The 24,559-nt window shown below is 39.7% G+C and carries 18 protein-coding genes; 4 read left to right on the top strand and 14 right to left on the bottom strand.

From position 1 onward, the window contains the following. Positions 1 to 82 precede the first annotated feature (82 nt). Positions 83 to 1,468: a cysteine--tRNA ligase gene (gene cysS, locus ACOB80_RS12800; protein WP_473166231.1), complete on the bottom strand. Its 1,386-nt coding sequence runs from the start codon at positions 1,466 to 1,468 to the stop codon at positions 83 to 85. 136 nt (positions 1,469 to 1,604) lie between these two features. On the opposite strand from cysS, the gene ACOB80_RS12795 reads away from it, so the two are divergent. Both ACOB80_RS12795 and ACOB80_RS12790 read left to right on the top strand, forming a co-directional pair. Further along, a complete protein-coding gene (locus tag ACOB80_RS12795; protein WP_473166230.1) occupies positions 1,605 to 2,096 on the top strand; it encodes a peptidylprolyl isomerase in 492 nt (163 codons plus the stop codon). 37 nt (positions 2,097 to 2,133) lie between these two features. Further along, positions 2,134 to 2,865 carry a UDP-2,3-diacylglucosamine diphosphatase gene (locus ACOB80_RS12790; RefSeq protein WP_473166229.1) on the top strand — a complete coding sequence of 244 codons (732 nt, stop codon included), beginning with the start codon at positions 2,134 to 2,136 and terminating at the stop codon, positions 2,863 to 2,865. A 297-nt stretch (positions 2,866 to 3,162) separates the two neighbouring features. Here the strand turns inward: ACOB80_RS12790 and ACOB80_RS12785 are convergent, their stop codons facing one another. The 5 genes from ACOB80_RS12785 to ACOB80_RS12765 all read right to left on the bottom strand — a co-directional run bounded on the left by ACOB80_RS12785 (position 3,163) and on the right by ACOB80_RS12765 (position 11,139). Beyond that, positions 3,163 to 6,138: a TonB-dependent receptor gene (locus ACOB80_RS12785; RefSeq protein WP_473166228.1), complete on the bottom strand. Its 2,976-nt coding sequence runs from the start codon at positions 6,136 to 6,138 to the stop codon at positions 3,163 to 3,165. 510 nt (positions 6,139 to 6,648) lie between these two features. Beyond that, complete coding sequence (locus ACOB80_RS12780; RefSeq protein ID WP_473166227.1) at positions 6,649 to 8,607, bottom strand: TonB-dependent receptor; 1,959 nt, start codon at positions 8,605 to 8,607, stop codon at positions 6,649 to 6,651. 206 nt (positions 8,608 to 8,813) lie between these two features. After that, complete coding sequence (gene miaE, locus ACOB80_RS12775) at positions 8,814 to 9,572, bottom strand: tRNA isopentenyl-2-thiomethyl-A-37 hydroxylase MiaE (protein ID WP_473166226.1); 759 nt, start codon at positions 9,570 to 9,572, stop codon at positions 8,814 to 8,816. A gap of 238 nt (positions 9,573 to 9,810) precedes the next feature. After that, the gene (locus ACOB80_RS12770) at positions 9,811 to 10,506 is read right to left on the bottom strand and encodes a tetratricopeptide repeat protein (protein WP_473166225.1); all 696 of its coding nucleotides are present in this window, start codon (positions 10,504 to 10,506) and stop codon (positions 9,811 to 9,813) included. 288 nt (positions 10,507 to 10,794) lie between these two features. Continuing rightward, entirely contained in the window at positions 10,795 to 11,139 is a 345-nt protein-coding gene (locus ACOB80_RS12765; RefSeq protein ID WP_473166224.1) for a hypothetical protein, read from the bottom strand. Positions 11,140 to 11,323: 184 nt separating this feature from the next. Here ACOB80_RS12765 and ACOB80_RS12760 point away from each other — a divergent pair, with 184 nt between their 5' ends. Both ACOB80_RS12760 and ACOB80_RS12755 read left to right on the top strand, forming a co-directional pair. Continuing rightward, positions 11,324 to 11,596 (top strand): hypothetical protein, encoded by a 273-nt coding sequence (locus ACOB80_RS12760; RefSeq protein WP_473166223.1) that lies wholly within the window; start codon positions 11,324 to 11,326, stop codon positions 11,594 to 11,596. 222 nt (positions 11,597 to 11,818) lie between these two features. Beyond that, the gene (locus tag ACOB80_RS12755; RefSeq protein ID WP_473166222.1) at positions 11,819 to 12,418 is read left to right on the top strand and encodes a Yip1 family protein; all 600 of its coding nucleotides are present in this window, start codon (positions 11,819 to 11,821) and stop codon (positions 12,416 to 12,418) included. Between the two features lie 117 nt (positions 12,419 to 12,535). On the opposite strand, the gene ACOB80_RS12750 is transcribed toward ACOB80_RS12755, so the two are convergent. The 8 genes from ACOB80_RS12750 to ACOB80_RS12715 all read right to left on the bottom strand — a co-directional run bounded on the left by ACOB80_RS12750 (position 12,536) and on the right by ACOB80_RS12715 (position 24,274). Continuing rightward, complete coding sequence (locus tag ACOB80_RS12750) at positions 12,536 to 14,215, bottom strand: trypsin-like serine protease (RefSeq protein WP_473166221.1); 1,680 nt, start codon at positions 14,213 to 14,215, stop codon at positions 12,536 to 12,538. 367 nt (positions 14,216 to 14,582) lie between these two features. After that, on the bottom strand, positions 14,583 to 16,100 hold the full coding sequence (purF, locus tag ACOB80_RS12745; protein WP_473166220.1) for an amidophosphoribosyltransferase: 1,518 nt from the start codon (positions 16,098 to 16,100) through the stop codon (positions 14,583 to 14,585). Positions 16,101 to 16,118: 18 nt separating this feature from the next. Then, positions 16,119 to 16,607: a CvpA family protein gene (locus ACOB80_RS12740; RefSeq protein ID WP_473166219.1), complete on the bottom strand. Its 489-nt coding sequence runs from the start codon at positions 16,605 to 16,607 to the stop codon at positions 16,119 to 16,121. A gap of 70 nt (positions 16,608 to 16,677) precedes the next feature. Further along, complete coding sequence (locus ACOB80_RS12735) at positions 16,678 to 17,313, bottom strand: SPOR domain-containing protein (protein WP_473166218.1); 636 nt, start codon at positions 17,311 to 17,313, stop codon at positions 16,678 to 16,680. Between the two features lie 8 nt (positions 17,314 to 17,321). After that, positions 17,322 to 18,575, bottom strand: a complete 1,254-nt coding sequence (gene folC / locus ACOB80_RS12730; RefSeq protein WP_473166217.1) for a bifunctional tetrahydrofolate synthase/dihydrofolate synthase — start codon at positions 18,573 to 18,575, stop codon at positions 17,322 to 17,324. Between the two features lie 6 nt (positions 18,576 to 18,581). Beyond that, positions 18,582 to 19,439, bottom strand: a complete 858-nt coding sequence (accD, locus tag ACOB80_RS12725; protein ID WP_473166216.1) for an acetyl-CoA carboxylase, carboxyltransferase subunit beta — start codon at positions 19,437 to 19,439, stop codon at positions 18,582 to 18,584. A gap of 224 nt (positions 19,440 to 19,663) precedes the next feature. Then, entirely contained in the window at positions 19,664 to 20,452 is a 789-nt protein-coding gene (gene truA / locus ACOB80_RS12720; RefSeq protein ID WP_473166215.1) for a tRNA pseudouridine(38-40) synthase TruA, read from the bottom strand. Positions 20,453 to 20,566: 114 nt separating this feature from the next. Further along, positions 20,567 to 24,274 carry a FimV/HubP family polar landmark protein gene (locus ACOB80_RS12715; protein ID WP_473166214.1) on the bottom strand — a complete coding sequence of 1,236 codons (3,708 nt, stop codon included), beginning with the start codon at positions 24,272 to 24,274 and terminating at the stop codon, positions 20,567 to 20,569. Positions 24,275 to 24,559 lie beyond the last annotated feature (285 nt).

Genomic DNA, 24,559 nt, shown 5'->3' with positions numbered 1-24,559 from the left:
TAACCAATAAAAAAGCTCGCATTTAGCGAGCTTTTTTATTGTCCTTTACAATGTAAAGTTAAGAGCTAATTGTTGGTAGCTCTTATCCTTTGCGCCATGTGGTTTTGCCTGCGCTATCTTCAAGGATGATATTCATTGCTTTTAGCTTATCGCGAGCTTCATCAGCAAGTGCCCAGTTTTTGTCGGCACGCGCTTGATTGCGTTGCGCAATAAGAGCTTCAATTTCAGCCACTTCGTCGTCGCTGTCGTTGCCTTGCAAGAAACTAGCTGGGTCTAACTGCAATAAGCCTAGAATGCCACCAAGCGTTTTCAATGTTCCCGCTATTTGACTTGCTTCATCACTGCCCTGCTGTTTTGCAACGTTTAGTGATTTTGCTAATTCAAACAATACAGATAAAGCTTGAGGGGTATTAAAGTCATCGTCCATTGCTTGACGAAACTCAACCACGGCTTCATGCTCATTGTCTAAAGAAAAGTCGGATGCTATTTCTACATCTCTCAACGCCGTATAAATACGCTCAACAGAGGCTCTTGCTTGTTCTAGGTTTTCCGTAGAGTAATTTAATTGGCTACGATAGTGACCTGTCGTTAAGAAAAAGCGTGTAGTTTCCGCGTCATATTTAGCTAGTACATCACGAATAGTGAAGAAGTTGCCTAGTGATTTAGACATTTTCTCCTGGTCTACTTGCACCATACCTGTGTGCATCCAATAGTTCACGTATGGCGTGTCTAATGCACAGCAGCTCTGCGCAATTTCATTTTCATGATGTGGGAACTGAAGATCTGAACCACCACCGTGAATATCAAAGTGCTTACCTAGCTCTTTCGCATTCATCGCCGAACACTCGATGTGCCATCCAGGGCGACCCGGCCCCCATGGCGAATCCCAGCTAGGCTCTTCAGGTTTTGCAGACTTCCATAAAACAAAATCTAATGGATTACGTTTAGTTTCATCAACATCTACGCGAGAGCCTGCTTGCAGTTGCTCAAGGTTTTGTCCACTTAACTTGCCGTAATCTTCGAAACTAGACACATCAAACAATACATCGCCAGAGCCAGCTACGTAGGCATGTTCTTTTGCAACCAAGGTTTCAATCATCTCAACGATTTCAGCCATGTGAGTGGTTACACGAGGCTCTAAGTCAGGGCGTAGCAAGTTTAATGCATCGAAATCTTCATGCATATAGCCGATTGTGCGCTCTGTGAGTTCTTCTGGCGTTTCACCGTTTTCAATCGCACGGTTAATAATTTTGTCTTCAACATCGGTAATGTTACGTACGTAGTTAACGTCGTAACCAGAAAAGCGCATGTAACGAACAATGTTGTCGAAACTAATGTAAGTTCTCGCATGACCGATATGACACAAATCGTAAACAGTACAACCACATACATACAATCCCACTTTACCATCGTTAATTGGGGTAAACTGCTCTTTCTCGCGCGTTAGGGTGTTATACATGTGTAGCATGATTTGTGTCTTCTCCTCACATTAATAAAATTAATCGGCGGCATTGTAGCCGAAGTTCCTAATATAATCATCACTTCTCTTTACAGATTTAGCCATTAGGTTACAATCGCTGCAACATTTATTTAGAGAAATTTTTATGATCACGTTCAAAACAAGTTTAGGCGATATTAAAATCGCGTTAGATTTCGACAAAGCACCTGTTACAGCTGAAAACTTTGCGCAATACGCAAAAGACGGCTTTTACAATGGCACTATCTTCCACCGTGTAATTAAAGGTTTTATGGCACAAGGTGGTGGATTTGCTTCAGGTATGGAAGAAAAAGACACTCGTGCTAGCATCGAGAACGAAGCTAACAACGGTTTATCAAACAAGCGTGGCACATTAGCCATGGCCCGTACACAAGATCCACATTCAGCGTCTGCTCAATTTTTTATTAACTTAGTAGACAACGACTTCCTAGACTTTAAAAATGAGTCTGTTCAAGGCTGGGGCTACTGTGTATTTGGTGAAGTAGTTGAAGGCATGGACATTGTTGACAAAATGACAGTGGTTGAAACGGGTCGTTTTGGCTTCCATGATGATGTGCCAAAAGAAGAGATCATTATCAACGAAACTATCGTTGAATAACTAGCACTCATCACTATTAAGAGCCGTTAGTTAGCGCATGTCAGAAACGACTTATTTTATTGCTGATTTGCATTTATCAGAAAGCAGGCCCGATATAACGGCCTGCTTTTTGTCATTTTTGCAACAAGAAGCACCTCACGCTAAAGCCCTTTACATATTGGGTGACCTATTTGAATACTGGATTGGTGACGACGACAAGTCGGAATTAACCAATACCATCGCCGCCGGTATAAAAGCGTTAAGTGATTCAGGTACACAGGTATTTTTTATCCACGGAAATCGCGACTTCTTATTAGGTAAGAAATATGCAGTTCGTGCCGGAATGACCTTACTTCCTGAGGTGGCATTAGTTGAACTAAACAACCAGCCTGTCGTTATCATGCATGGCGATACCTTATGCACATTGGATGTTGATTACCAAGCGTTTAGAAAAAAGTCTCGCACTTGGTGGTGGCAAACCATGATCAAAAGCTTACCGCTTTTTGTTCGTAGAAAAATAGCAGAAAATTATCGCAAACGCAGCGCAGAATCTACCGCGATGAAATCGCAAGATATTATGGATGTAACACCAGAAGAAGTGTTGAACTGCTTCACTAAAAACGCCAGCCAGCTCATTATTCACGGGCATACTCATCGCCCGGCAGATCATCAATGGCAAGAAAATGGACAGTCATATAGAAGAATCGTATTAGGTGACTGGTACGAGCAAGGCTCTTGGTTAAAAATAGATGAAACAGGTTTTCATTTACTTAATCGGCCTCTAGATTAACTCACAAACAACTGTAATAGCTATTGCCCTAGAGATTCCATACTGCTTGATTGAATAACAGTTAAGTAGTAATGAGCAATACAATACTCAAATAGCACACCATAATCCCTTAATTTCTCTTACAATATGATGTGGTAGATTCAGCAACCAGTAACGTTAAAGCAAAACTGAAGGTAATGTAATAAGACTTTTAGTTGGTTTTTAGCTTTATATACGTTTACTTGTTTGTCTCCCTCAAACAAAAAAGCCGAATACATAAGTATTCGGCTTTTAAATTTACGAATCGTTTATTTCAAATTAAAACGTAAATTCAGCAATTAAGCTTACGTAACGTGCGCCTAAACGACCTGTAGTCATGCCCCAGTTAGGGTCAGTTTCTAGGCCATTAGCTCCATCACGAGCAACTTCTTGGTATACTGATGTTTGCGTATCCCAGTTAAATACGTTGTAAACAGTTGCTTTTAAACGCAATTGGCTATCGCCGATGTCTGTAATGTATTGAATACTTGCATCAAACTCTTTCAACCAGTCTGTTTCACCGAATGAACCACGTGGTGCTGGGTTACCATTTTCATCGTAGAAAGACACGAAGTCGTAACCACGGCTACTACAGCTTTCCCATACTGAACCAGGAGCACAGCTATCTACGCCTTCAGGGTGACGGTTAAACTTACTAATTGGTGTACCAGATGTTACACGTAAGTTAAGACCAAGAGTCCAATCATCATTGATGTTATAAACACCCCATGCTTTGAATGAATGGCGACGGTCATTCGGTAAGTTACCGTAAGAATGGTCCATCAAATCAGCGTAGTCGTAAGACGTTGTCCAACCTGGATCGTCCTGGCCGTTATCTGTACGAACTAAACCTTCAGTGTAACCCCAACCGTGTGACCAAGTATAAGAAGCATTGAAACGGAAGTTGTCACCAACTCTACCTTCGATAACGTTTTCGATAGCTGCGTACTTACGAGTAGGCGTTGGAAGCTGTGTATATTCACCAGGGATTAAAACTCGTTCAGCAGTTCCATCTTTATCAAAGTCGTAAGTAATGTCTAAGTCAGAACCAGGGTTGTTTACTATGTAATGATAGTTACCAGCACCTGTCATACCATTTTCTGCAAACCACTTTTTAAGTACTGGCGCATAGTTAGTATCTTCGATTGAATTACCTAGTTCGCGGTAAATACCACGTACGTGATAAACCAAGTCAGTATCTTCAATCTCAGTTTGGTAACCAATAGTGAACTCATCAGTATACATTGGTTCTAAGTCTTGACTTGCGATTAATGTTGGGTCTACTTCATCTGGTGTACCACGAGAAACTACATCTTCACCTAAGTAAGCACCAACATTTGGCGCACCGTCAGCGTCAAGTGTAATTTCACCGTTAGCGTCAAGTTGACCTAGTTCGTAGTACAAACTTCTATCTGCACGAGAACCACCTTGTGTGATATTCATGTTAGCAGATACAGGTTGGAAGTAACGACCGTAAGTTGCGTATACTTTTGAAGTACCATCGCCAGTTAAATCGTAGTTTGCTTGTAAACGAGGAGCGATTTGACCAGAAATGTCAATATATTTACGACCATCTGTTACTGTGTTGTAAACATTAGAAATACGGACGCCTAAGTTTAATACTAACTGGTCGTTAACAGTCCAAGTATCACTAATGTAAATTGCTGTAGAATTCGTTTCTGAGTCAGTAAAGTCAGTTCTTATACGCTGCTCGATAAAGCCTGTACCTGTAGGGTAGTCTACTGGGTTTCCGTCATATGCGTAGTAAGCATACCACCAACCAGCTCTGTCACCTTCACCTGTTGGGCCATTGGTGTAATCTACTTTGATGTTAGTGTAGTCAAAACCAATTTTGATATCGTGATCGTCTAAAATCCAGTTAAAGTCAGCACGGAATTGATCACGAATAAACTCTGCTTCAGTAAATGTAGATGATTGATACGGGAAAACGTAGCGACCGTTACCTAACAACCAAGAAGCTACATATGGGCTGTTGTCATCGATAGTATTAAACGTTTCATCAACTGTGCGACCAGCTACCACTTCGATCGACATATCATCATTTAAAATACCTGAGTATGTTAAACCGAAGATATCACCACCAGTCTTAGTGCGGAATGAACCGCGCTCAGTGCCAACTTCTTGCGTTTCCCAATCGTTGTTGTAAGTTTTACCTTTTGATTTAGATTCGAAGCCAATTGCTGTAGCAGTTAAAGAGTGATCATCTGTAATGTACCAATCAAGTGTTGCTAGGTATCGATCAGATGTAAACTCACCAATATCAATTGTTGTGCGCCCTGCGGCGTCGTATTCATTTTTCTGAGGAGCGTAAACACCATAGAAGAATAATTTATCTTCAATTAAAGCACCACCACCAGAAATAGCTAAGCGCGTGAACTGGCTCTCATCTTGCTCACTGTTTGAGTAATAGTTACCTTCATTGTCTAAAAGGTTATTGTGCTGCTCTTGCAGTGCAGAAGGGTCAATGCGACCGTAAACACCAAGTTCCCATTCGTTAGTACCTGATTTTGATACCGCATTAACAATACCACCTAATGAACCACCAAATTCAGGTGAAACACCGCCAGTCATAACCTCAGTTTGTGCAATACCTTCCCAAGGCATGTCAATCGAACCAATACCAGTTTTAATGTGAGTTACATTTAAACCGTTAAGGTAGTATGAGTTTTCAGCTGATGAACTACCGCCAACACTTGCTGCACCAAAAACACCGTTACTAACAACACCTGGCGCTAGTTCAGCGATTGATTCGAAACCAGATTCTACAGGAAGAAAGTCTAGTTCTTCTTGAGTGATAACGATACCACCAGTTGAAGATTCAACATTCACTTTAGCGATTGCACTACCTGTTACTTGAATTTTTTCGATATCAGTACCTGCTGTGAACAACGTACCGTTATATGTGATTGCTGTACCAACTTTAACAAGTAATGATTCTTCTAGAACTTGTTCATAACCATCTTTTTGGATAGTCATCGTGTACTCACCAACAGGCAATTTACGCAGTGAATAGCTACCGTCTGCACCTGTTGTAATGGTACGTGTAATACCTTTTGTCTTATGCTTCAACGTGATCGTAGCACCAGATAAAAGTTGTTGATCTTGTGTTTCTACCACCCCTTTTACTGAACCATTAAATGAATCACTTGCAAACGCAGGAGCTGTTAGCGTCATTGCTGAAGCAACAGCAAGCGCACATGCAGAGCGTTTGATTATATTTTTCTTGTTAATCATTTTGTGTTTCCTTTTTATTATTTTACATAATGTATACAATATGTACATTACGGTTACACATGGTACAGAGCATTTTTTGGACTGTAAAGATTGCATACAATATGTATTATAATATTTGTATTACATTTTATTATTTGATGTAGCCAAATCTTATAAAAAACAACACAATCGATTGAAAAAGAGTTAACAATATGTTAACTAAGTGTAAACATGCATTCTAAATGATACTAGTAAAACAGAAAGAGAGAAGCGTGAAGGAAGCTAAGTACAAAAGATTTAAGAGAATTTTATTTGCAATAGTGAATGCATCGATTAAAAAAAAACATGCATCAATAAAAATTCTATTTTTAAGGTGAGGTTAAATTTGTAACATTTTTTGTATATTACAAATTTAACCTGTTACTTATGAAAAAGTGTAATCACTCATAATAAACCTCGTTAATGTTAATAAGGTTCCTGATAAATTTTCGTCGTTTTTAACTAGACAAAGGTTAGCGAGGAGTAACTTGGTTAAAAGCCCACTTTAAACACTAATTGATAGTTTCTACCGATTTCTCCATAGCCATTTAACAGGCTATTTTGTGCAGTGTTGTTTGGGGTTATTATTTCATCATCAAAAATATTACGAGCAACTATAGAAAAAGCGTAATTATCGATTTCTAGGGTATAATTTAGGTTAACTACGGTGTAACTGTCGAGATCTCTTCTTGCACCGATATAGGACAAGTTACCCCCTATCAACTGCTTATCACTTATATTTATACTGGCCCCCACTGCCATAGTAAGTTTAGGAACACGAAAGGCGTCAGCATCGTCAAAATCTTCTTCGTGCCCCTCCCTTAGATAAGACAAATTAGCAAATAAAGTTTTATCGCCAGTCTTATGTTGCAAGTCAAATTCTGCACCGCTTCTAATAAAGTTACCTTCGTTAAAAAATGACACCGCATTATCGGGCTCACTATACCTTCTCACAATAAAACCATCGGCTTCCAAGTAATAAAGATTTGCGACAAAAAGCAGATTCTCTTTTGAGTATGAATAAGCAATATCCGATGCTTTAACAACTTCAGCAGATAAATCGCTATTTCCCATGACGTCACCGGGTAAAACAATACTTGTTTGCGTTGGGTTTGGTGAGTTAAAGCCAGTTGAGTAAAGAGCTTTAATAGATTGTCTCTCGTCTATTTTGTACACAAGACCTACTCTTGGCGTTACCTTTTGCCCATTGAGTTCATTGTCGGTAAGCCTAGCCCCTAAAACAAAACTCCAGTCTGATGCTGTATATTCAAACTGACCGTATGCAGACATTTCTCGAACAATACTTCTGTCGAACAAAGTAACAAGCGGGTTTTCTGGCGATTCTTCAGGAGCTAAACTATATGCTCCTACAGAGCGAGACTCTAGTTCTAAACCACCAACTAGGTCGAGTTGTTTGGTCATTTCTTTCGCGAAACTAGCACCAAGACGATAGCGGTAGTCTTTATCATCTTGCTTTCCTTTAGATGCCAAAGCCCCTACTTCAGGGCCAAGTGCATTGTTAATATACAGATCGAATGTATAGTGGTTATAATCCGCAAAACTGGTAACTTTCAAGTCGTCTAAAGACCAGGTATTCGCTACATGAATGAGATATCCATTACTTTCAACAATAAACGGCTGAAGTGTTTTTAAATTAGTGTAGACATCATTAACACCCACAGTATGATCAGAAAAAGTTTGAAACATTGCTGAAAAATCTTGATTTGAATATTTTGCCAGCAAGGACTTTTTCTCTAACTTACGATTAACCTCATCTTCAATAAAGATACCTTCACCAAAGTTTTGTTGATAGTTAACTACGTGACCATCCTCCTTTCGATATTCTGCAGCTAAATAAATAGAAGATTCATCAGATAAACTTTTACTCAAAAAAGTATGCCCTTCTACCAGCTGATGACTACCTAGCTTCAACGCTATCGAGTCATTATTAGTATCTTTTCTCGTGATAACATTTATTACCCCGCTCGACGCTTGTGATCCATGAAATACAGCACCCGGTCCTCGAATCACCTCTATATGAGAGATTGATTCCCAAGGTACGCCTTCCATCGGGATTAGAGAGTGAGATGGCTGGTGGTAAGGAACCCCGTCTAATAAGAACAAGACCTTTTGATTAAAAACTTCGTCAATTCCTCGAATTTGAACCGACGCCCATCCTGGCATGCTGTCTTGAACGTTAACACCAGGAACAAAGTTAAACATCTCTCTTAAGTTGGATACCCCCATGGACTCAAGATCGCTTCGAGAATATCGAGAGACAATTGCAGGAGTTTCCATCACAGACTCAGACTCTACCGAAGCGATGCTCACTTCAATATTAAGTAAATCCTTTAAAGGCAATTCAAATAAAGAATCACTAATGCTAGTTTCGTTGGCAATCGAACCAAAGCTTAGACAAGTTAAAGTCGACACCAATAATTTGCGAACCATTCAACTACCTTTTGTAACCCTAAAGCTATTAGCTCAACACCTAAACAAGGGTTACTTTTCTGATTATCCTATAAGTTTTATCGCACATTATTGTTGATAAAGCCAACAAGCTGTTGAAAATTCGCCATCACTGTTCGCTTTTTCAATAACCTAATCGCCAACCTACTACCTAATTAGTTTTCTAGAAAAATTCTACCTAAGAGTAGCTAGACAGGTATGCCACTATGGAACTTGAAATCAGGATCCGGCGTTGAAATTAATTCTGCCTCAAGTTCACCAAAAAACTCGATGCGATCACTAATATCTTTTCCCGCAATGTCTTCAGCTAATGTTAAATAATCTTGGTAATGACGAGCTTCAGAGCGAAGCAACGAAATGTAAAAGTCACCTAATCGTTTATCGACATGAGGGGCTAGCTTGGCAAATCGTTCACACGACCTTGCTTCAATATAGGCACCAATAATTAGTTTATCAATCAATGTATTAGGCTCATAAGTCGTTACATTACTTATCATACCTTTGGCGTATCGAGCAGGCGTAATACTTCGATACTCAATACCGTATTCATCCATAATTTGCAGCACTTGATAAAAGTGGTGTAACTCTTCTTTGATCAATAACACCATTTTGTCGATCAAATCTTGCCCGTAAGGAGAGTTAGATTTAGGCACTACAGACTTTGACAACTTATTCTTGTCAGCTAACTCTCGCCAGTCACCTTCTTTTTTATAAACTAGCTGCTCAAAAGGCGCCAACCAAGCTAGTAAAGCGTCGCCGCTTTCCTTATCAACAGCATATTTGCGAATTAGGTACATGGCCGATTGAGCAGCTTTGAGTTCACAAATGAGGTGATCAATTAACACCATGTCCAAGTTTTCAGGCTTTTTCGCCTCTTCAACCCACTCATCAGGTGTTTCACAACGAAGAAAAGATTTAATAGGAGATAACAATTGAGAATGCGACATTAAGTTTTTAGTTTATTGCTCAAATTAGCACACACTCTACCATAATTGAGAGCTTTACGCCTTCATTTGATAGCTAAACTGCATGATTCAAATCAAACAAAATGCCACTTCACATGTCAAAGAATCGCTATTTTATCGAGCTATGGTGTTATAAAAAAAGCCTATAATCAACAAAGGTATGAGCTTTTCTGCAGCGGTCAATTTAAGTTAGATGAAGGCTCAACATGTAAATCAAAAATTATATCTCTGACAATAACTCTTTTTTTACGAAAAGAAGTTCAGTCTCATAAGAGAGCTTTAATACGGGCATTGGCGTAATACTTCGAGTTGGGCCACAATGATCAGCTTTACACACCTGATCAATTGAAGCCTGAATGACGTCTTCATAGTTAAAGCCAGGAGATATTGAGATAATTTCAATTCCAGCATTTTCTCTATTTGAACTTTCTTTCGTCTTGCTTCTCTTTCCTGTGTATTCAAAATTTTTCAGGTGAGTGCTATATACTTCTTGAGTAGCTCTAATTGCGCCTTTTTCTACCAATTTGTAATATTGTTTGGCCTTTTTCACTCCCTTTTTCGATGCTCGCTCTAAAAGCAGTTTCGCTTTTTCTAGGTCTTGCTCTACATGTAATCCGAAAGCGTACATATATCCTAGTTGATATTGCGCAGCGATCCCTCCATTACTAGATGCCTTCTTGATCAATCTAACACCTTTTTCTACTTCTTTGTTTCCACCTTTCGCAGTGACAAGCATCAATCCATAATTTAGCATCGCTAAATTAGAACCTCTTTTGGCATACTTTTTAAACTGCTTTCTTTCATAACTGCAGTCGTTATTACAAAAATAACTGAGGTCATACTCATTGGCATTAATGCTAGAGAAAGGGACGAAAGACATTAAAATCAGAAGTTTAATTATTTTTTGCAAGGTCATATTGTATTAAATCCTTTTTGAGAAGTAGATTTAACTTTTACTACTAAACCTTTCGTAAGTAAAGTTATTTTGTATACAATACTTAGTCACCCATTTGGTTTATAATGCATGACCTCATCTCATCAATAATACTCTCTGCAGAAATGAGCCTGTCTGAACGGTACCTTGAAAGAAGATCTGTTCATCGAGAACTCTAAGAACAAATAAATACAAACTATGTGAAATAGCTCCCTTGGCATAGTTTTAATAAACTTATAGTCGCAAACATTTATCTTAATTTATTGCTAACTAACACCAATAAATATCTTTATTATGCCTTTTAGCGGTAGTAACGAGTTGCAGCAGGTTGTTTAGCTCTGGAAAGCTGTGACCGTGAAGGTTTATCATTTTAATAATAGTACGAATAAGCAATGGAAGTTGTTCAGGCTTCATCACACACTGCCTATCAAAAGATTGGTTTAACGCACTGTTAGGCCCATTTTCATTGACTATTTGGCTACTAACGAGCAATTGAACATATTCTTTGAATACTGAATTTAAAATGGCATCATCAATTGCTAACTCGATAACGTCATTTTCAGCGATAGTTTCAATGGCTTCTTTGCCAAAAAAACCATGAACAAACACATGCATGAATAAATCCTTTTGTACTACATAAAAATAGAATATCAGCAATATGAATTTGCACAATAGTTAAATCTTATAACTTTTCAGCCTTACTCCTTAGAATAACGCATTAGCGACTTTGGCTAGTATTGATAAGCCATATACTCTATAGTCATCCCACTCCAACTCACTTAACCAGCCCCTTTTATTAATGAAAAAAGTAAACAAATTACTCGAACAACATCGCCAATTAGTTCACAGTGAAAATCAAAAGGTGTTATCTCACGTGCAACGTGAGCAAGATGATTGGTTTGTTAATACGCTAATGATTGAGGGATGCGATGTTCCCTTTAAGTACAAAAGGAAAAAACTTTATAAAAACTTAAAAGGGCAAAAGGTGAATCTAACTTATTACCCTGAGTCTGAGACCGTTGCAGGCTTTGATATTGAAATTATGAAAGTAGTTAGAATCAAAGTAAGCTAGTTATGCCTCTTTACCCTCTCTTTTATAACTAAAAGCAATAAAAAATCCACCGCCTCTATTTTATTCGTCTATTTTTCAATCAACTCTTGACGAATGCTTATACATCTTTCATAAATACTATATCGACAATAAAAAAAATAAAGTTGATGTACACGCGAACAGACAACAAAAACTCATACTGATATCGCGATTAATTTGGGGAAAGAGCAAGAGGGTATAATTATGATCTTAAATCATATATGGGGGCTTTACGCTCATCCAAAAGAAGAGTGGCAAACAATTGAAAAACGCCACGAAAGCCTAATGTACAGCTTAGTACACATCCTAACGGTCGCCTTAATACCTGCCATTTGTAGCTACTTTGCTACCGCACATATAGGCTGGTCTATCGGTACAGGTAGTACTATAAAAATAGCAGAATCTAGCGCTGTGCTTATGTCTATAGCCATGTATGGCGGATTGGTAGTTGGCGTATTTGCCTTAGCTTACTTAATACAGTGGATGGCTGTAACCTTTGATTCGAAGCCAGATTTCACACAATCTTTAGAGCTAGCAGCATATACTGCTACACCTATTTTAATGGCAGGTGTCAGTGCTTTATACCCTGAACTTTGGTTTGTTACAGTGTGTGGACTTGCAGGTTTAACATATTCTGTTTACCTACTTTACTCTGGCATTCCAATTATGATGAATATTCCAGAAGAGAAAGGCTTTATTTACGCAAGCTCTGTGGTAACTTGCGGCTTAGTATTACTGGTAACTCTAATGGCAGCAAGTGCAATATTATTTGGCATGGGCTTTAGCGCAGAATATATTTCTTAAGTCATTATCTTTACTTCATTGTATATAACAAGAGGCACTTTTAAAGTGCCTCTTTCAGTTTTACACCAATATAATTTCTACACTGAACGAGATTATACCGATTATATTGAATTGGTTTTAATTACACGCCCCTCGATTTGACCAAACATTGCTAAACACATCTGGTTGAGCGCCAGTTGACCACCAAATAGCTTCATACAAACGGCCATTGAAAGATACGGTATCACCAACCGAATAAGATGTGTTTGCATTCCAAGCCGCTACTCCATTACAACCAGTCGACTGAGAAACAGAAACCGTTTTAGAAATAGTGCTTGATAACCCCTCAGCGTCGGTAACGGTTAAGCTAACGCTGTAGCTTCCTGCACTCGAATAAGTGTGTGATGGGTTCGCCGATGCAGAGCTTGCACCATCACCAAAGCTCCATGAATGACTTACCACGCCTTTATCATCTGTAGACTGATTCGAAAATGTCACAGATAAGTCAGCGCTGTTGAATGTAAAACCTGCTACAGGTGCTTCGTTTTCGTCAGGGCAGTTGTTGTTTCCACCATCAACCTCTTTCCACACATTTGTATATAGCGAAGGCGTCGCACCAACTGACCACCAAGTTGCTTCATAGCTTTTACCTTGATAACTAACTCTATCACCTATTTGATAAACTGTGCTTGAGTTCCACGCACTATAGCTATAGCCAACACTAGGACAAACGTCACCGGAGACAGTCACGCTTTGCGCAGTAGAATCTTGTTGCCCTGCCGTATCTGTTACCGTTAGCGTTACTGTATAGCTTCCAGGTTGTGCATATTGATGACTTGGAGATACAGCAGTGCTTTGATTTCCGTCACCAAAATTCCATGCATAAGATGCAATGCCGTTATCATCGGTCGAACTGTTAGTAAACGATACCGAAAGTTCGTTAACACTAGCAGTAAATCTAGCCGTTGGCTTATTATCAGTGTTTGAGTCGTCTGGCTTAACGCCCGTTTTCTGCTCAATCCAATCTAAGTAAGCAGTGGTGCGTGTAAATGCAGTTGCCCCTCGACACCCCCTTCCCCAACTTACTGTACCAATGCTATAAAATTTACCATTGTGACTTGCCGCATATGGGCCACCACTGTCACCGTTACAAGCCGAACGATTGCTTGGACCATCCCCACAAATTACGCCATTGCCAACGTTGGATCCAAGTTGACTCGAGCAACTGGAATTAGTCATCACGGGTAATCCAACCTCTCGAAGTACGTCACTACCGGAACTGCCACCTGGTACTGTTAGACCCCATCCTGATACTGTTAAATATTGCCCTACAGCAGCAATTTGGCCAGCCAAACTAGTAGACGGTAAAGAAGCCGGTTGTATAGAGCTACTTGCAGGAGAAGCTAAGCGAAGCACAGCAATATCATAGCCAGAAGTAATACTCTGAGCACCACGCCAAAATTCATGACGAATAATTTGGCTTACTGCATGTGTGGTACCATCGTTACGACTCATGCTATGCGCTCCTACTTTCACCGTTAAGTTACTTGTAGATGCGCTATCTAAACAGTGAGCCGCAGTAAGCACCCATTGTGGACTAATTAATGTTCCACCACACCCCTGCCTACCGTTCATCAATAAGGCTACCTGGTATGGGCGAGAATATGGTGTAGTTTCTGTTCCACCGACAATTTGAATACTATCTTCGGCGCCTTGTTGACCTAATGCCACCGCTGGTGACGCCATAGAAAAACTTGTCAATGCAGCTAGAGCAGACAAGCCAATGCTCTTGGGTAAAAATCTTTTGTTTGTAATCATTTTTCTCTCATTATATTTGTTATTAAATGCTTTCCGTTTTTACCGCAACGGAGTCTGATATATATCTCAGATATACAAAAACACAAAAACATTGCTCAATATTCCATCTGGTTATACCAGACGTAAAACTAATAACTAATAATGAAAAATCTAACTAAGCCAATGAAATAAAAACAAAATAAATGTAACAAAATATTTACACTAATTTAACTTTCTATTTGAATAAAAGAGCAGGCTTTCATTAATTGGTAATAAATAATTAGTAGGGAAACAGAAATCAAAAAAGCCTCTAAAGTGTTTCTTTAGAGGCTTTTTCATTTTAATTAGAATCGTTTACTGATTCAGACTAGCACGAGTAATTTTTCGATTATTCGCCGCCTTCATTGTGCATGTCAATGATTGACTCTGCGTTTTTGTCTGACTTTTCTTTTACTTCATTATTGCGAAGTGCATCTAGTTTTTCTAAATAACCTTGGTCAATATCGTTAGTTACATACTGGCCATTAAACACTGATGTTTCAAATTGCTTAATTTCAGGGTTACCTAGGCGAACCGCATCTTCTAAATCTTCAATAGACTGGAAGATTAGTTTGTCTGCACCGATAAGCTGTGCAATGTCTTCAAGCTCTCTACCGTGAGCGATCAACTCATTTGCACTAGGCATGTCGATACCATAAACGTTCGGGAATCGAATTTCTGGAGCTGCAGAAGCAAAGTATACTTTCTTAGCACCTGCTGCTCTAGCCATCTGGATAATTTGCTCTGACGTAGTACCACGAACAATAGAATCATCGACGAGTAATACATTCTTGCCTGCAAATTCTGCAGAAATAGCATTTAACTTACGACGAACTGATTTTTTACGTTGTTCTTGGCCAGGCATAATAAACGTACGGCCAATGTAACGGTTCTTAACAAACCCTTGGCGGTAAGGAATATCAAGTGTTTGTGCGATTTGCAGAGCACTGTCACACGAAGTTTCAGGAATAGGAATAACGACATCAATATCCTCGTCCGCCCATTCTTTAGCAACTTTTTCACCTAGCTTGCGGCCCATTTCAACGCGAGAGCCATACACTGAGATTTTATCTATCGTTGAATCTGGACGAGCAAAATAAACATACTCGAAGATACAAGGACAGAACGTAGGATCATCAGCACACTGCTTACTGTATAGTTGACCATCTTCGGTAAAGTAAATTGCTTCACCAGGAGCAACATCACGAACAAATTCAAACTCATTTGCATCTAATGCAACTGACTCAGAAGCTACCATGTACTCAACGCCAGCTTCAGTTTCACGCTTACCAAAAACTAAAGGACGAATACCTTGAGGATCACGGAATGCAACCATACCATGGCCAATAATCAGAGAAGTAGCTGCGTAAGCACCACGAACTCGACGATGAACATTAGCTACTGCTGTAAAAATATCATCAGTTGTAAGCTTTAAGTCACCTGACTTTTGTAACTCGTGCGCAAAAATATTTAATAGCAACTCAGAATCAGAGGTTGTATTAACATGACGACGAGCTTCTTCAAATAACCATTTTTTCAACTCGTCAGCATTAGTTAAGTTACCGTTATGAGCTAACGAAATACCGAAAGGTGAATTTGCGTAAAAAGGCTGTGCTTCTGACGAACTTGACGTACCCGCGGTAGGGTAACGAATATGCCCAATACCGATGTTACCTTGTAAACGCAACATATGACGAGTGTGAAAAACGTCTTTAACCAATCCATTCGCTTTTCTTAAACGAAAGGTATTGTCGTTAATGGTTACAATACCTGCTGCATCTTGACCACGATGCTGAAGAACCGTTAAACCATCATACAATGATTGTCCAACAGGCGTGTTACCCACTATACCAACTATGCCACACATATAGTTTTCCCCAACTAGTTAAGCTTGGTTTAAAAAACTGGATGATTGTTTGAGGTATTCAAAAAACCATTCAATTATCAATGTAAATTCTGGGATCAGTAGAGAACCTTGCCACCAATTAGCAGAAGAAGCCGGTGTAAATGCATCCATAAAGAATAATGAAGCACTAACGATTAATACACCTCGCAATGCGCCGAAAACTAAGCCAAGCGCCCTGTCAGTGCCTGACAAGCCTGTTTTATCGACTAGCTGACTAACAATATAGTTAACCATAGCACCTAGAATTAAAGTACTAATAAACAGAATGGCGATAGCTGCGCCGTTACGCAACATAGGGTCGGAGATATTGGTGAGTAAAGTAGCAAGTTTGGCATAAAAAGAGCTGGCAATAAAAAACGCACTAATCCATACAAGGAGGGAGATCGCCTCTTTGGCAAAGCCTCGTACAAGACTAATTAACGTTGATATACCAATGACAGCCACAATGGCATAGTCTATCCAAACCATAAAAAAGAGTTCTCATTGATTAGAGGCGCGCATTCTAACAGAAGCGCGGTACTTTTAGCTAATTTTTTTATTACTTTGTTGGCTGATAACGAGCAACTTTACCTTGGACCTTAGTTAACTCTTTTAAGGCTGGTATTTTTTTCTCTAAACTGGATTTATTTAATTCTGGGCCAACAAAAACTTTCGTTAGCGTACCGCTTTTCGTTTTGATTGGGTGCGTAAAAACCGTATACCCAGCTTTTCGCAATTTTTCAACGAGTTGAGCGACATTGTTTTTGTGTCTGAAACTACCTAACTGAATGACCCATGCTGTATCGGCTTTTGCTTTAGGTGGTGTAACAGGATTCACCTTAACCACTTTATCTTCTTTTATCTCTGCCGATTTATCGTCTTTAGTGGTTTTAGCCTTAGGCGGAGTTTGATTTACACCCTCTCCATTTTCGGTACTATTGGCATTGGAAACACCACCCTGTTCATCATCTAACGCAACTTCATCCACAATGCTGTCTTGTTTAAGTTCAACAAACTCTTGAGAATCGAGTTTGTTTTTATTTGCGGTAAAGTTTGTTTCAGGAGCAACAGGAATTTCTTCAAAAACTTCTTGATATCGTTCTTTTTCACCATCAAAAATATCAGGTAAAAAGATAATCGCGACTGCTGCGACAATAATGGTTCCGACTATTCGATTTTGAAACGGCGTTGACAATCTTCTTCCTACCCTAGCAATTGCTTTACTTCAGCCACTGTAAAAAATGACCCGAACACAAGAATTGTATCTTGCTGACGACTTTGAGTTGTTGCCATTTTATAAGCATCTTCGACGTTGTCAAAACAATAAATCGTGTCTTGCTCTGCGAGATATCCTGCCAAGGTTTCTGCTGTTGCCCCTCTCGGCACATTTAAATCAGCTAAATACCAGGTATCTACTACCGTCTTTAGAGGCTTTAAGGTATTTTCAATATCTTTATCTGCCAACATTCCAACGACAGCTTTAATTTTACCTTGTTGATGTTCACTAAGAATAGATGCTAAGTACCTGGCAGCTAAGGGGTTATGACCAACATCCATTAAAGTAGCAGGAACAGTATCAAGCCATTCTGTTCTACCTGGTACTTTTGTTTCTTTGATTAAAGAAATAACATCTTCTTGAGTCAAAGAAATCGATAATAAAGACAGAGCCTGTAATGCCGTTGCGATGTTGTCTTTTGGAATACTTGGCTTAGGTAGTCCATCCCACTGCTTGTTACCTGAGGTAACTGCCCAATCATTAACTGAACTCTGTATTGAAAAATCTGTATTTCGATAAACAGTATTCGCACCGATTTCATTCGCATATTCAATAACTGTAGCTGGCGGGTTAGCATCGCCAATTACCGCTATCTTGTCCTTGCGAAATATCCCTGCCTTTTCTCGACCAATAGCTTCCCGAGTGTTGCCTAAAAAGGCTTGATGATCTAAATCAACGGTAGTCAACACTGCTAAGTCAGCGTCGATAATATTGGTAGCATCAAGGCGACCGCCTAGCCCTACCTCTAAAATGATGTACTCTGGTAAGTTCGACATTAGCACGACAAACGCCGCTAACGTGGTGAACTCGTAATACGTTAAGCTGATTTCAGCTCTTGCCTTTTCTACTTGCTCAAAAGCATCGACAAAAGCTTGATCTTCAACATCACACTTATTCACTCTTAAACGCTCGTTAAAGCTGTTAATATGTGGCGAAGAATAAACAGCTACAGAATGTTTTGTTTTAAGCAAAGCATTTTCGATAAAAGCACAAGTAGTTCCTTTACCGTTGGTCCCTGCAACTGTTATTACCTGTGTATTTTTAAAATTGATATTAAGTCGAGCCGCAACTTCGCTAATACGAGCAAGGCCCATATCAATTTCGACACTATGAATAGATTCAATATAAGAAAGCCACTCTTGCATATTTCGGCGAGAGTGGCTTTGAATGTTTTCTGACATAAAAACTTAACTGGCTTTTAAATCTTGATTAGTAAACTTAGCGATAACACGCGCTAGTGTATCTTTCATTTCACGGCGATTCACAATCATGTCAATCGCACCTTTTTCTAATAAGAATTCACTGCGTTGGAAGCCTTCAGGTAATTTCTCACGTACCGTTTGCTCAATAACTCGCGGACCAGCAAAACCGATAAGTGCTTTAGGTTCAGCAACATTGATATCACCAAGCATCGCTAAACTTGCCGATACACCACCCATAGTAGGATCGGTTAATACAGAAATATAAGGTAAGCCTTTTTCACGCATTTTCGCTAAAGCAGCACTTGTTTTCGCCATTTGCATTAATGACAATAATGCTTCTTGCATGCGAGCACCACCACTTGCAGAAAAGCAAATGAAAGGTAAATCATTTTCTAAACAGTATTCAACACCTTTAACAAAGCGCGCACCAACAACTGATGCCATTGAACCACCTAAAAATGAGAATTCGAAGGCAGCTGCAACAACAGGCATGCCATGTAATTCACCTTTCATTACAACAAGCGCATCTTTCTCACCTGTTGCTTTCTGCGCTGCAGCGATACGATCTTTATATCGTTTAGAATCTTTAAACTTAAGGATATCTTGAGCTTCAAATTCTTCACCTAGCTCGACACGTTCACCTGCATCAAGGAAGTTTTCAATACGGCTGCGCGCGCTAATACGCATATGATGATCACATTTAGGACATACAGATAACAAGCGCTCGAGTTCAGCTTTATAAAGTACCGCATTACAAGATGTACATTTACTCCATACACCTTCAGGAATATTGCGTTTCTGCGAGGTTTTCGCTTTTGGGAGAATTTTTTCAATCCAGCTCATAATTTCACTTAAAAATAATTTCTCGAAATTTGTTTATTTAATATCACCTTGTTTACTTTCAGTAAAAAAGGTATTTAACCTGTAATTAGACCACAATTTACGGCCCATAGAATATAAAAAACTGGTCTGCCCTGTCTAGTTGGCGCTTTCTTTACGACCAATCTTATTTCAAATTAGTTCAATCAGTGTTCAACTAATCATTAATTATATGCTTTTAATAGCTGTCAATCTTGCCAAAACAAAGGCCCTAAAGGGCTTTGAGGCAATTGATACTGGTCAGCATATTTTACGTCAACAAAGTATAAACCATTTGCCGGTGCAGTCATGCCGGCTACGCACCTGTTTTTAGCGGCAAGCACCTCTGCTATCCACTCTACAGATTCAAGCTCTCTGCCAACTCGCATCAGACTGCCTGTAATATTGCGAATCATGTGATGTAAAAACGCATTGCCTTTTACATCAATCATAATGTAATCGCCTTGTCGGGACACATTACAGTGTTCTATTGTTCTTATCGCTGTTGGTGCCTGACAATGTACCGTTCTAAATGAGGTAAAATCATGCTCACCGACTAAACTTTGCGCCGCCTCATGCATAAGCTTTTCATCTAGAGGGTGGTGGCAAAATGTCATACCATGGCGAAAAATAGCCGGTCTAAACAAACGATTATTTATAATGTAACGATAGCGTCTTGACGTTGCGCTAAAGCGCGCATGGAAACTATCGTCAACTTCTTTTACCCAAGTAACAGCTATGTCATCAGGTAAGTTAGTATTTACACCTAAAGTCCAAGCGACATCCTTACGTGTTTTAGTAGTATCGAAATGAACAACCTGGTTAGTAGCATTTACCCCTGTGTCGGTACGCCCTGCACAAACGACTTCAATAGGCTCGTCTGCAATCTTAGTTAAGGCTTTTTCCAGTGTTTCTTGAACACTCATCACATCATTTTGACGTTGCCAGCCACAATAGCGACTACCGTCATATTCAATGCCTAACGCATACCGTTTCATTTACTCATTTACTTGCTTGGTTAAATCGCTGCGCATTATCCACTATTTCATGGATATTGGCTAATAAAAAAGCCGCTAATAGCGGCTTTCTTGATAAATAAGATAACTGAGTGTTTAACTTAATTTTTCGAGTAATTGCTGAGCTTCAAACTGTTGATCTGCATCACCAAGTTTTACAACATCTTGCAAAATAACTTCCGCATTCTCGTTATCGCCAATCTCAATATAGACCTTCGCCAAATCTAGCTTAGCAGCGACGCCATTATCGTCATCTTCATCAACGTCAACGTCGGCAAGTCCCGTGGTAAACTCAGGGAATTCGCCTAGGCCAACATCAATGTTTGTTTTTTCATAAGGCTCTTCATCGTCGTCATCAGCTAACGTTTCAGAAATCAATGAGTCAACAGAAATAAAGTCTTCTTCTTTATTTGATGTATTATCAGCCATTGAGTTTGGTGAAATAATATCATCATCTAATCCAAACAACGATGTTTCTTCGGCATCATGAGCATCGTCAACGGCTGTTGTAGATGGCTCTGAACTCGCAGACTCTTCTTCAATATTTGCTAATAATTCGTCAAAATCTAAGCTATCTAACTCTTGAATATCCTCTAGCTCTGTTGCTTCTGATTTATCTTCTTCGGACGTGTCACTGGTTGACGTTTCTCCTTCTGCTAACAAATCAGCTAGAACATTACTGTCAGTGAAGTCTGGTGAAAGCTCTACATGTTCTTCAGCTTGCTGTTCTTCATTTAACAAATCGGACAAGGTGGATTCATCAAAATCAGACTCAACAGCCGCAAGAATATTTTCATCTATGTCATCTTCAGCAACTTCAGGACTATTTTCATCGATTAAACTATCACCAATGTCAAAATCTTCTTCCGGCGCTTCTTCAACAGGGTTTTCATCTTGGTCACTAGCGCTATCTACTTCTGCGATTAATGCATCAATATCTAAATCACTAATATCATCTATTTCTTCGACAGGCGCAGATGATTCTTCTTCATCAGAAACTTCTGGTTCAGCTTGTTCACCAATACCATCAAGTAAAGCATCGATATCGTCTGGGTCAGTAAGCTCACCTGATTCGCTCGTTTGAGTATCTTCATCAAATTGAGTTTCTTGTACTTCATTCACTTGCGGCTCAGGAGATTCAGCCTCATCGTCACCGGAAACATCACTTAGATCAACAGACAAAAATGAAGACACATACTCATCGGTAAAAGAATCAATAGCTTGCGCATGCTCACTTTCATCTTCAGTTGTAGAACTGTTTTCATTTAGTTCTTGAGAGGCTTCTTGCACTTCAGCAACTTGTTCTTGTTTAGGTGTTGGCGCAGGCGCACCTGGTTTATCGCCCATACTCGCAAGCAATGCATCAATATCATCAGGATCACTAATTTCTTCTTGGCTGTTTAGCAAATCAGCTGCTGGAGTTTCTTGAGGTGTATCATCATTCATTGACGCTAATAAAGCATCAATATCGTCTGGATCAGTTAATTCAGCTTGATCATCAATATCACTCGCTATTGACTCTGACGAAGATGTTGCGTCTGAACCGATACCATCTAGCAACGCATCAATGTCATCGGGATCTGTCAGCTCTGCTTGGTCGTCGATTTCATCCGCAGCACTTTCCATAGGTGCCGATGATTCAGTTTCAATGCCATCTAACAAGGCATCAATATCATCAGGATCGGTAAGTTCCGTTTGCGCATCACTATCTGATTCTGCACCAGGAGCCGCTGGCTCAGTTTCAATGCCATCTAACAAGGCATCAATATCGTCTGGGTCTGTAAGTTCCGTTTGCGCATCACTATCTGATTCTGCAGCAGGAGCCGCTGACTCAGCGTCAATACCATCTAACAAGGCATCAATATCGTCTGGATCGGTAAGTTCCGTTTGCGCATCACTATCTGATTCTGCAGCAGGAGCCGCTGACTCAGCGTCAATACCGTCTAACAGCGCATCAATATCGTCTGGATCGGTAAGTTCCGTTTGCGCATCATTATCTGCTTCTGCAGCAGAAGCTGCAGGTTCAGCGTCAATGCCATCTAACAAGGCATCAATATCGTCTGGGTCTGTAAGTTCCGTTTGCGCATCACTATCTGCTTCTGCAGCAGGAGCCGCTGACTCAGCGTCAATGCCATCTAACAAGGCATCGATATCGTCTGGGTCTGTAAGTTCCGCTTGCGCATCACTATCTGCTTCTGCAGCAGGGGCCGCTGGTTCAGCATCAATGCCATCTAACAAAGCATCGATATCGTCTGGATCTGTTAATTCTTCTTGTGGCGTTTCTTGGCCAGATTCAGCGGCCAAACCATCCATTAACGCATCAATGTCTTCTGGATCCGTTAATTCTTCCTCAATCTCAACCAGTTCTTCTGGTTCTTCATCGTTGCTCGTTGCGTCGAGTTGAATGTCACCATCGTCAGCATCGAGTAATAAATCATCTAGTGCGCCTTGATCTAAAACACCACCTTCTAACGCTTCACCTTCGCTAAGGTCATCTTCTTCATCTAAATTTGACAATAACGAGTCTAAATCGTCTTGATCAAGTTCTCCGCCTTCTAACGCTTCTGACGTCTCTTCTTCGAGTGAGGTAACATCTTCTAATGATATTTCTTCAAGATCGTCTAAATCGTCAAGATCATCAAGATCGTTAAGCTCGTCATCTAAATCACTAATATCATCATCAAGTAAATCATTAGTTAAAGATTCTAAATCATCGCTGAACAATTCATCATCTTTACTGCCATCGCCTTCCGCTAAATCAATCGACAGTTCATCATCAAGCGATAGCTCGTCATCAAGTGATAATTCGTCATCAAGGGTAAGTTCATCATCTAACGATAATTCTTGTTTGTCTTCAGCGACTGGCGCTTGTGCTTTTTCTGCAATTGGTTCGGCTACAGCTTCTGTTGCCGCAGGCTGTGATTGATTACTCTGGTTGCGTCTTAAAAACAGTACTAAAAAGGTAATAACTAGAATCGCAGTAATCGAAGTTAACCCAGATAGAAACCAAGGATTTGACAAAATGCTTCCTTGCTCTAGCTCTCGCTGTTGCTTCTGCAGCATCAACTCCTGTTGAAAGGCATTAGAGTTTTCCAATAGCGACTGCAGCATTGCATTTGTGGTCGAGTCGTTTTCGGCTTCAGTTTCTTTTACCTGTGTCACTTCTTGGCGAATTGAATCAATTCGGTCATTAAAAGCGTCTAATCGCTCTTGTGTCGACTCGTATTGAGTTAACAGTGCTTGCAATCCTTGAATGGAGTCCGAAACATCCTGCTGTAGAGACTTCAAGCGCTCAGTTTGCGAGGCCTCATAAGTTTGCAGTTGTTCATTAATTTCCGTTTTAGCTTGCTCAAGATCTGTTTTTTTAACAACTTCAACCTTAGTTGGCGTAGCTTTTGGTGAACTAGTAACACTGGCAGCCCAAGTTGAATCATCTTGTTCTGACTTGGCTTTTGCTTGTTGAGGGTTAATTCGCGCGATTTCTTCAGGGCTGGGAATTTTTAGAAAACGCCCGTCAATCATATGGTTTAAGTTATTGTCTTTAAACGCTTGCGGATTCTTATCAAATAGCGCCTGCATCACCTGATATACAGAATATGAGGTATCAGGTCTTACTTGAAGGGCAATATTCCATAGGGTGTCTTTTGATGTAATAGGGCCATAGCGATCATAAGGAAAGGCATCAGTGCTTTTAGGGCCACGGATACGAATACCGCTTTCTTCTGCGGCAAATGAAGACACGCTGACAGTACTAACACTAATGAACACAATCTGCCAAAGGCACAAGCGTAACAATCGTTGCATTAAGATTTCCTAGCTTTTGTTATTCTCTGCCAAACATTTGGCACTTACAACTATTGAGAATTCAAAGCAAAAATTATTCCAACAATCTTATATTAGCCCTAGTTCTTTTATTTGAAAACGTTTGAATCGAAATAAAAAGTTGCCTAATTGGCGTCAAATTATCTCGCTCAACTAGGACATTAATAGCCAATATCAATTTTATTATTCTGGCTAATGGGCATTAAATAAAGATTAAATTTCTTATGTATTTATAACAAAAAAACTCGTCGTTAACTATAACGACGA

Source organism: Thalassotalea coralli (assembly GCF_055786205.1).
The sequence above is the reverse complement of the archived record's forward strand: the minus strand, read 5'-3'. Positions and strand labels throughout refer to the sequence as shown.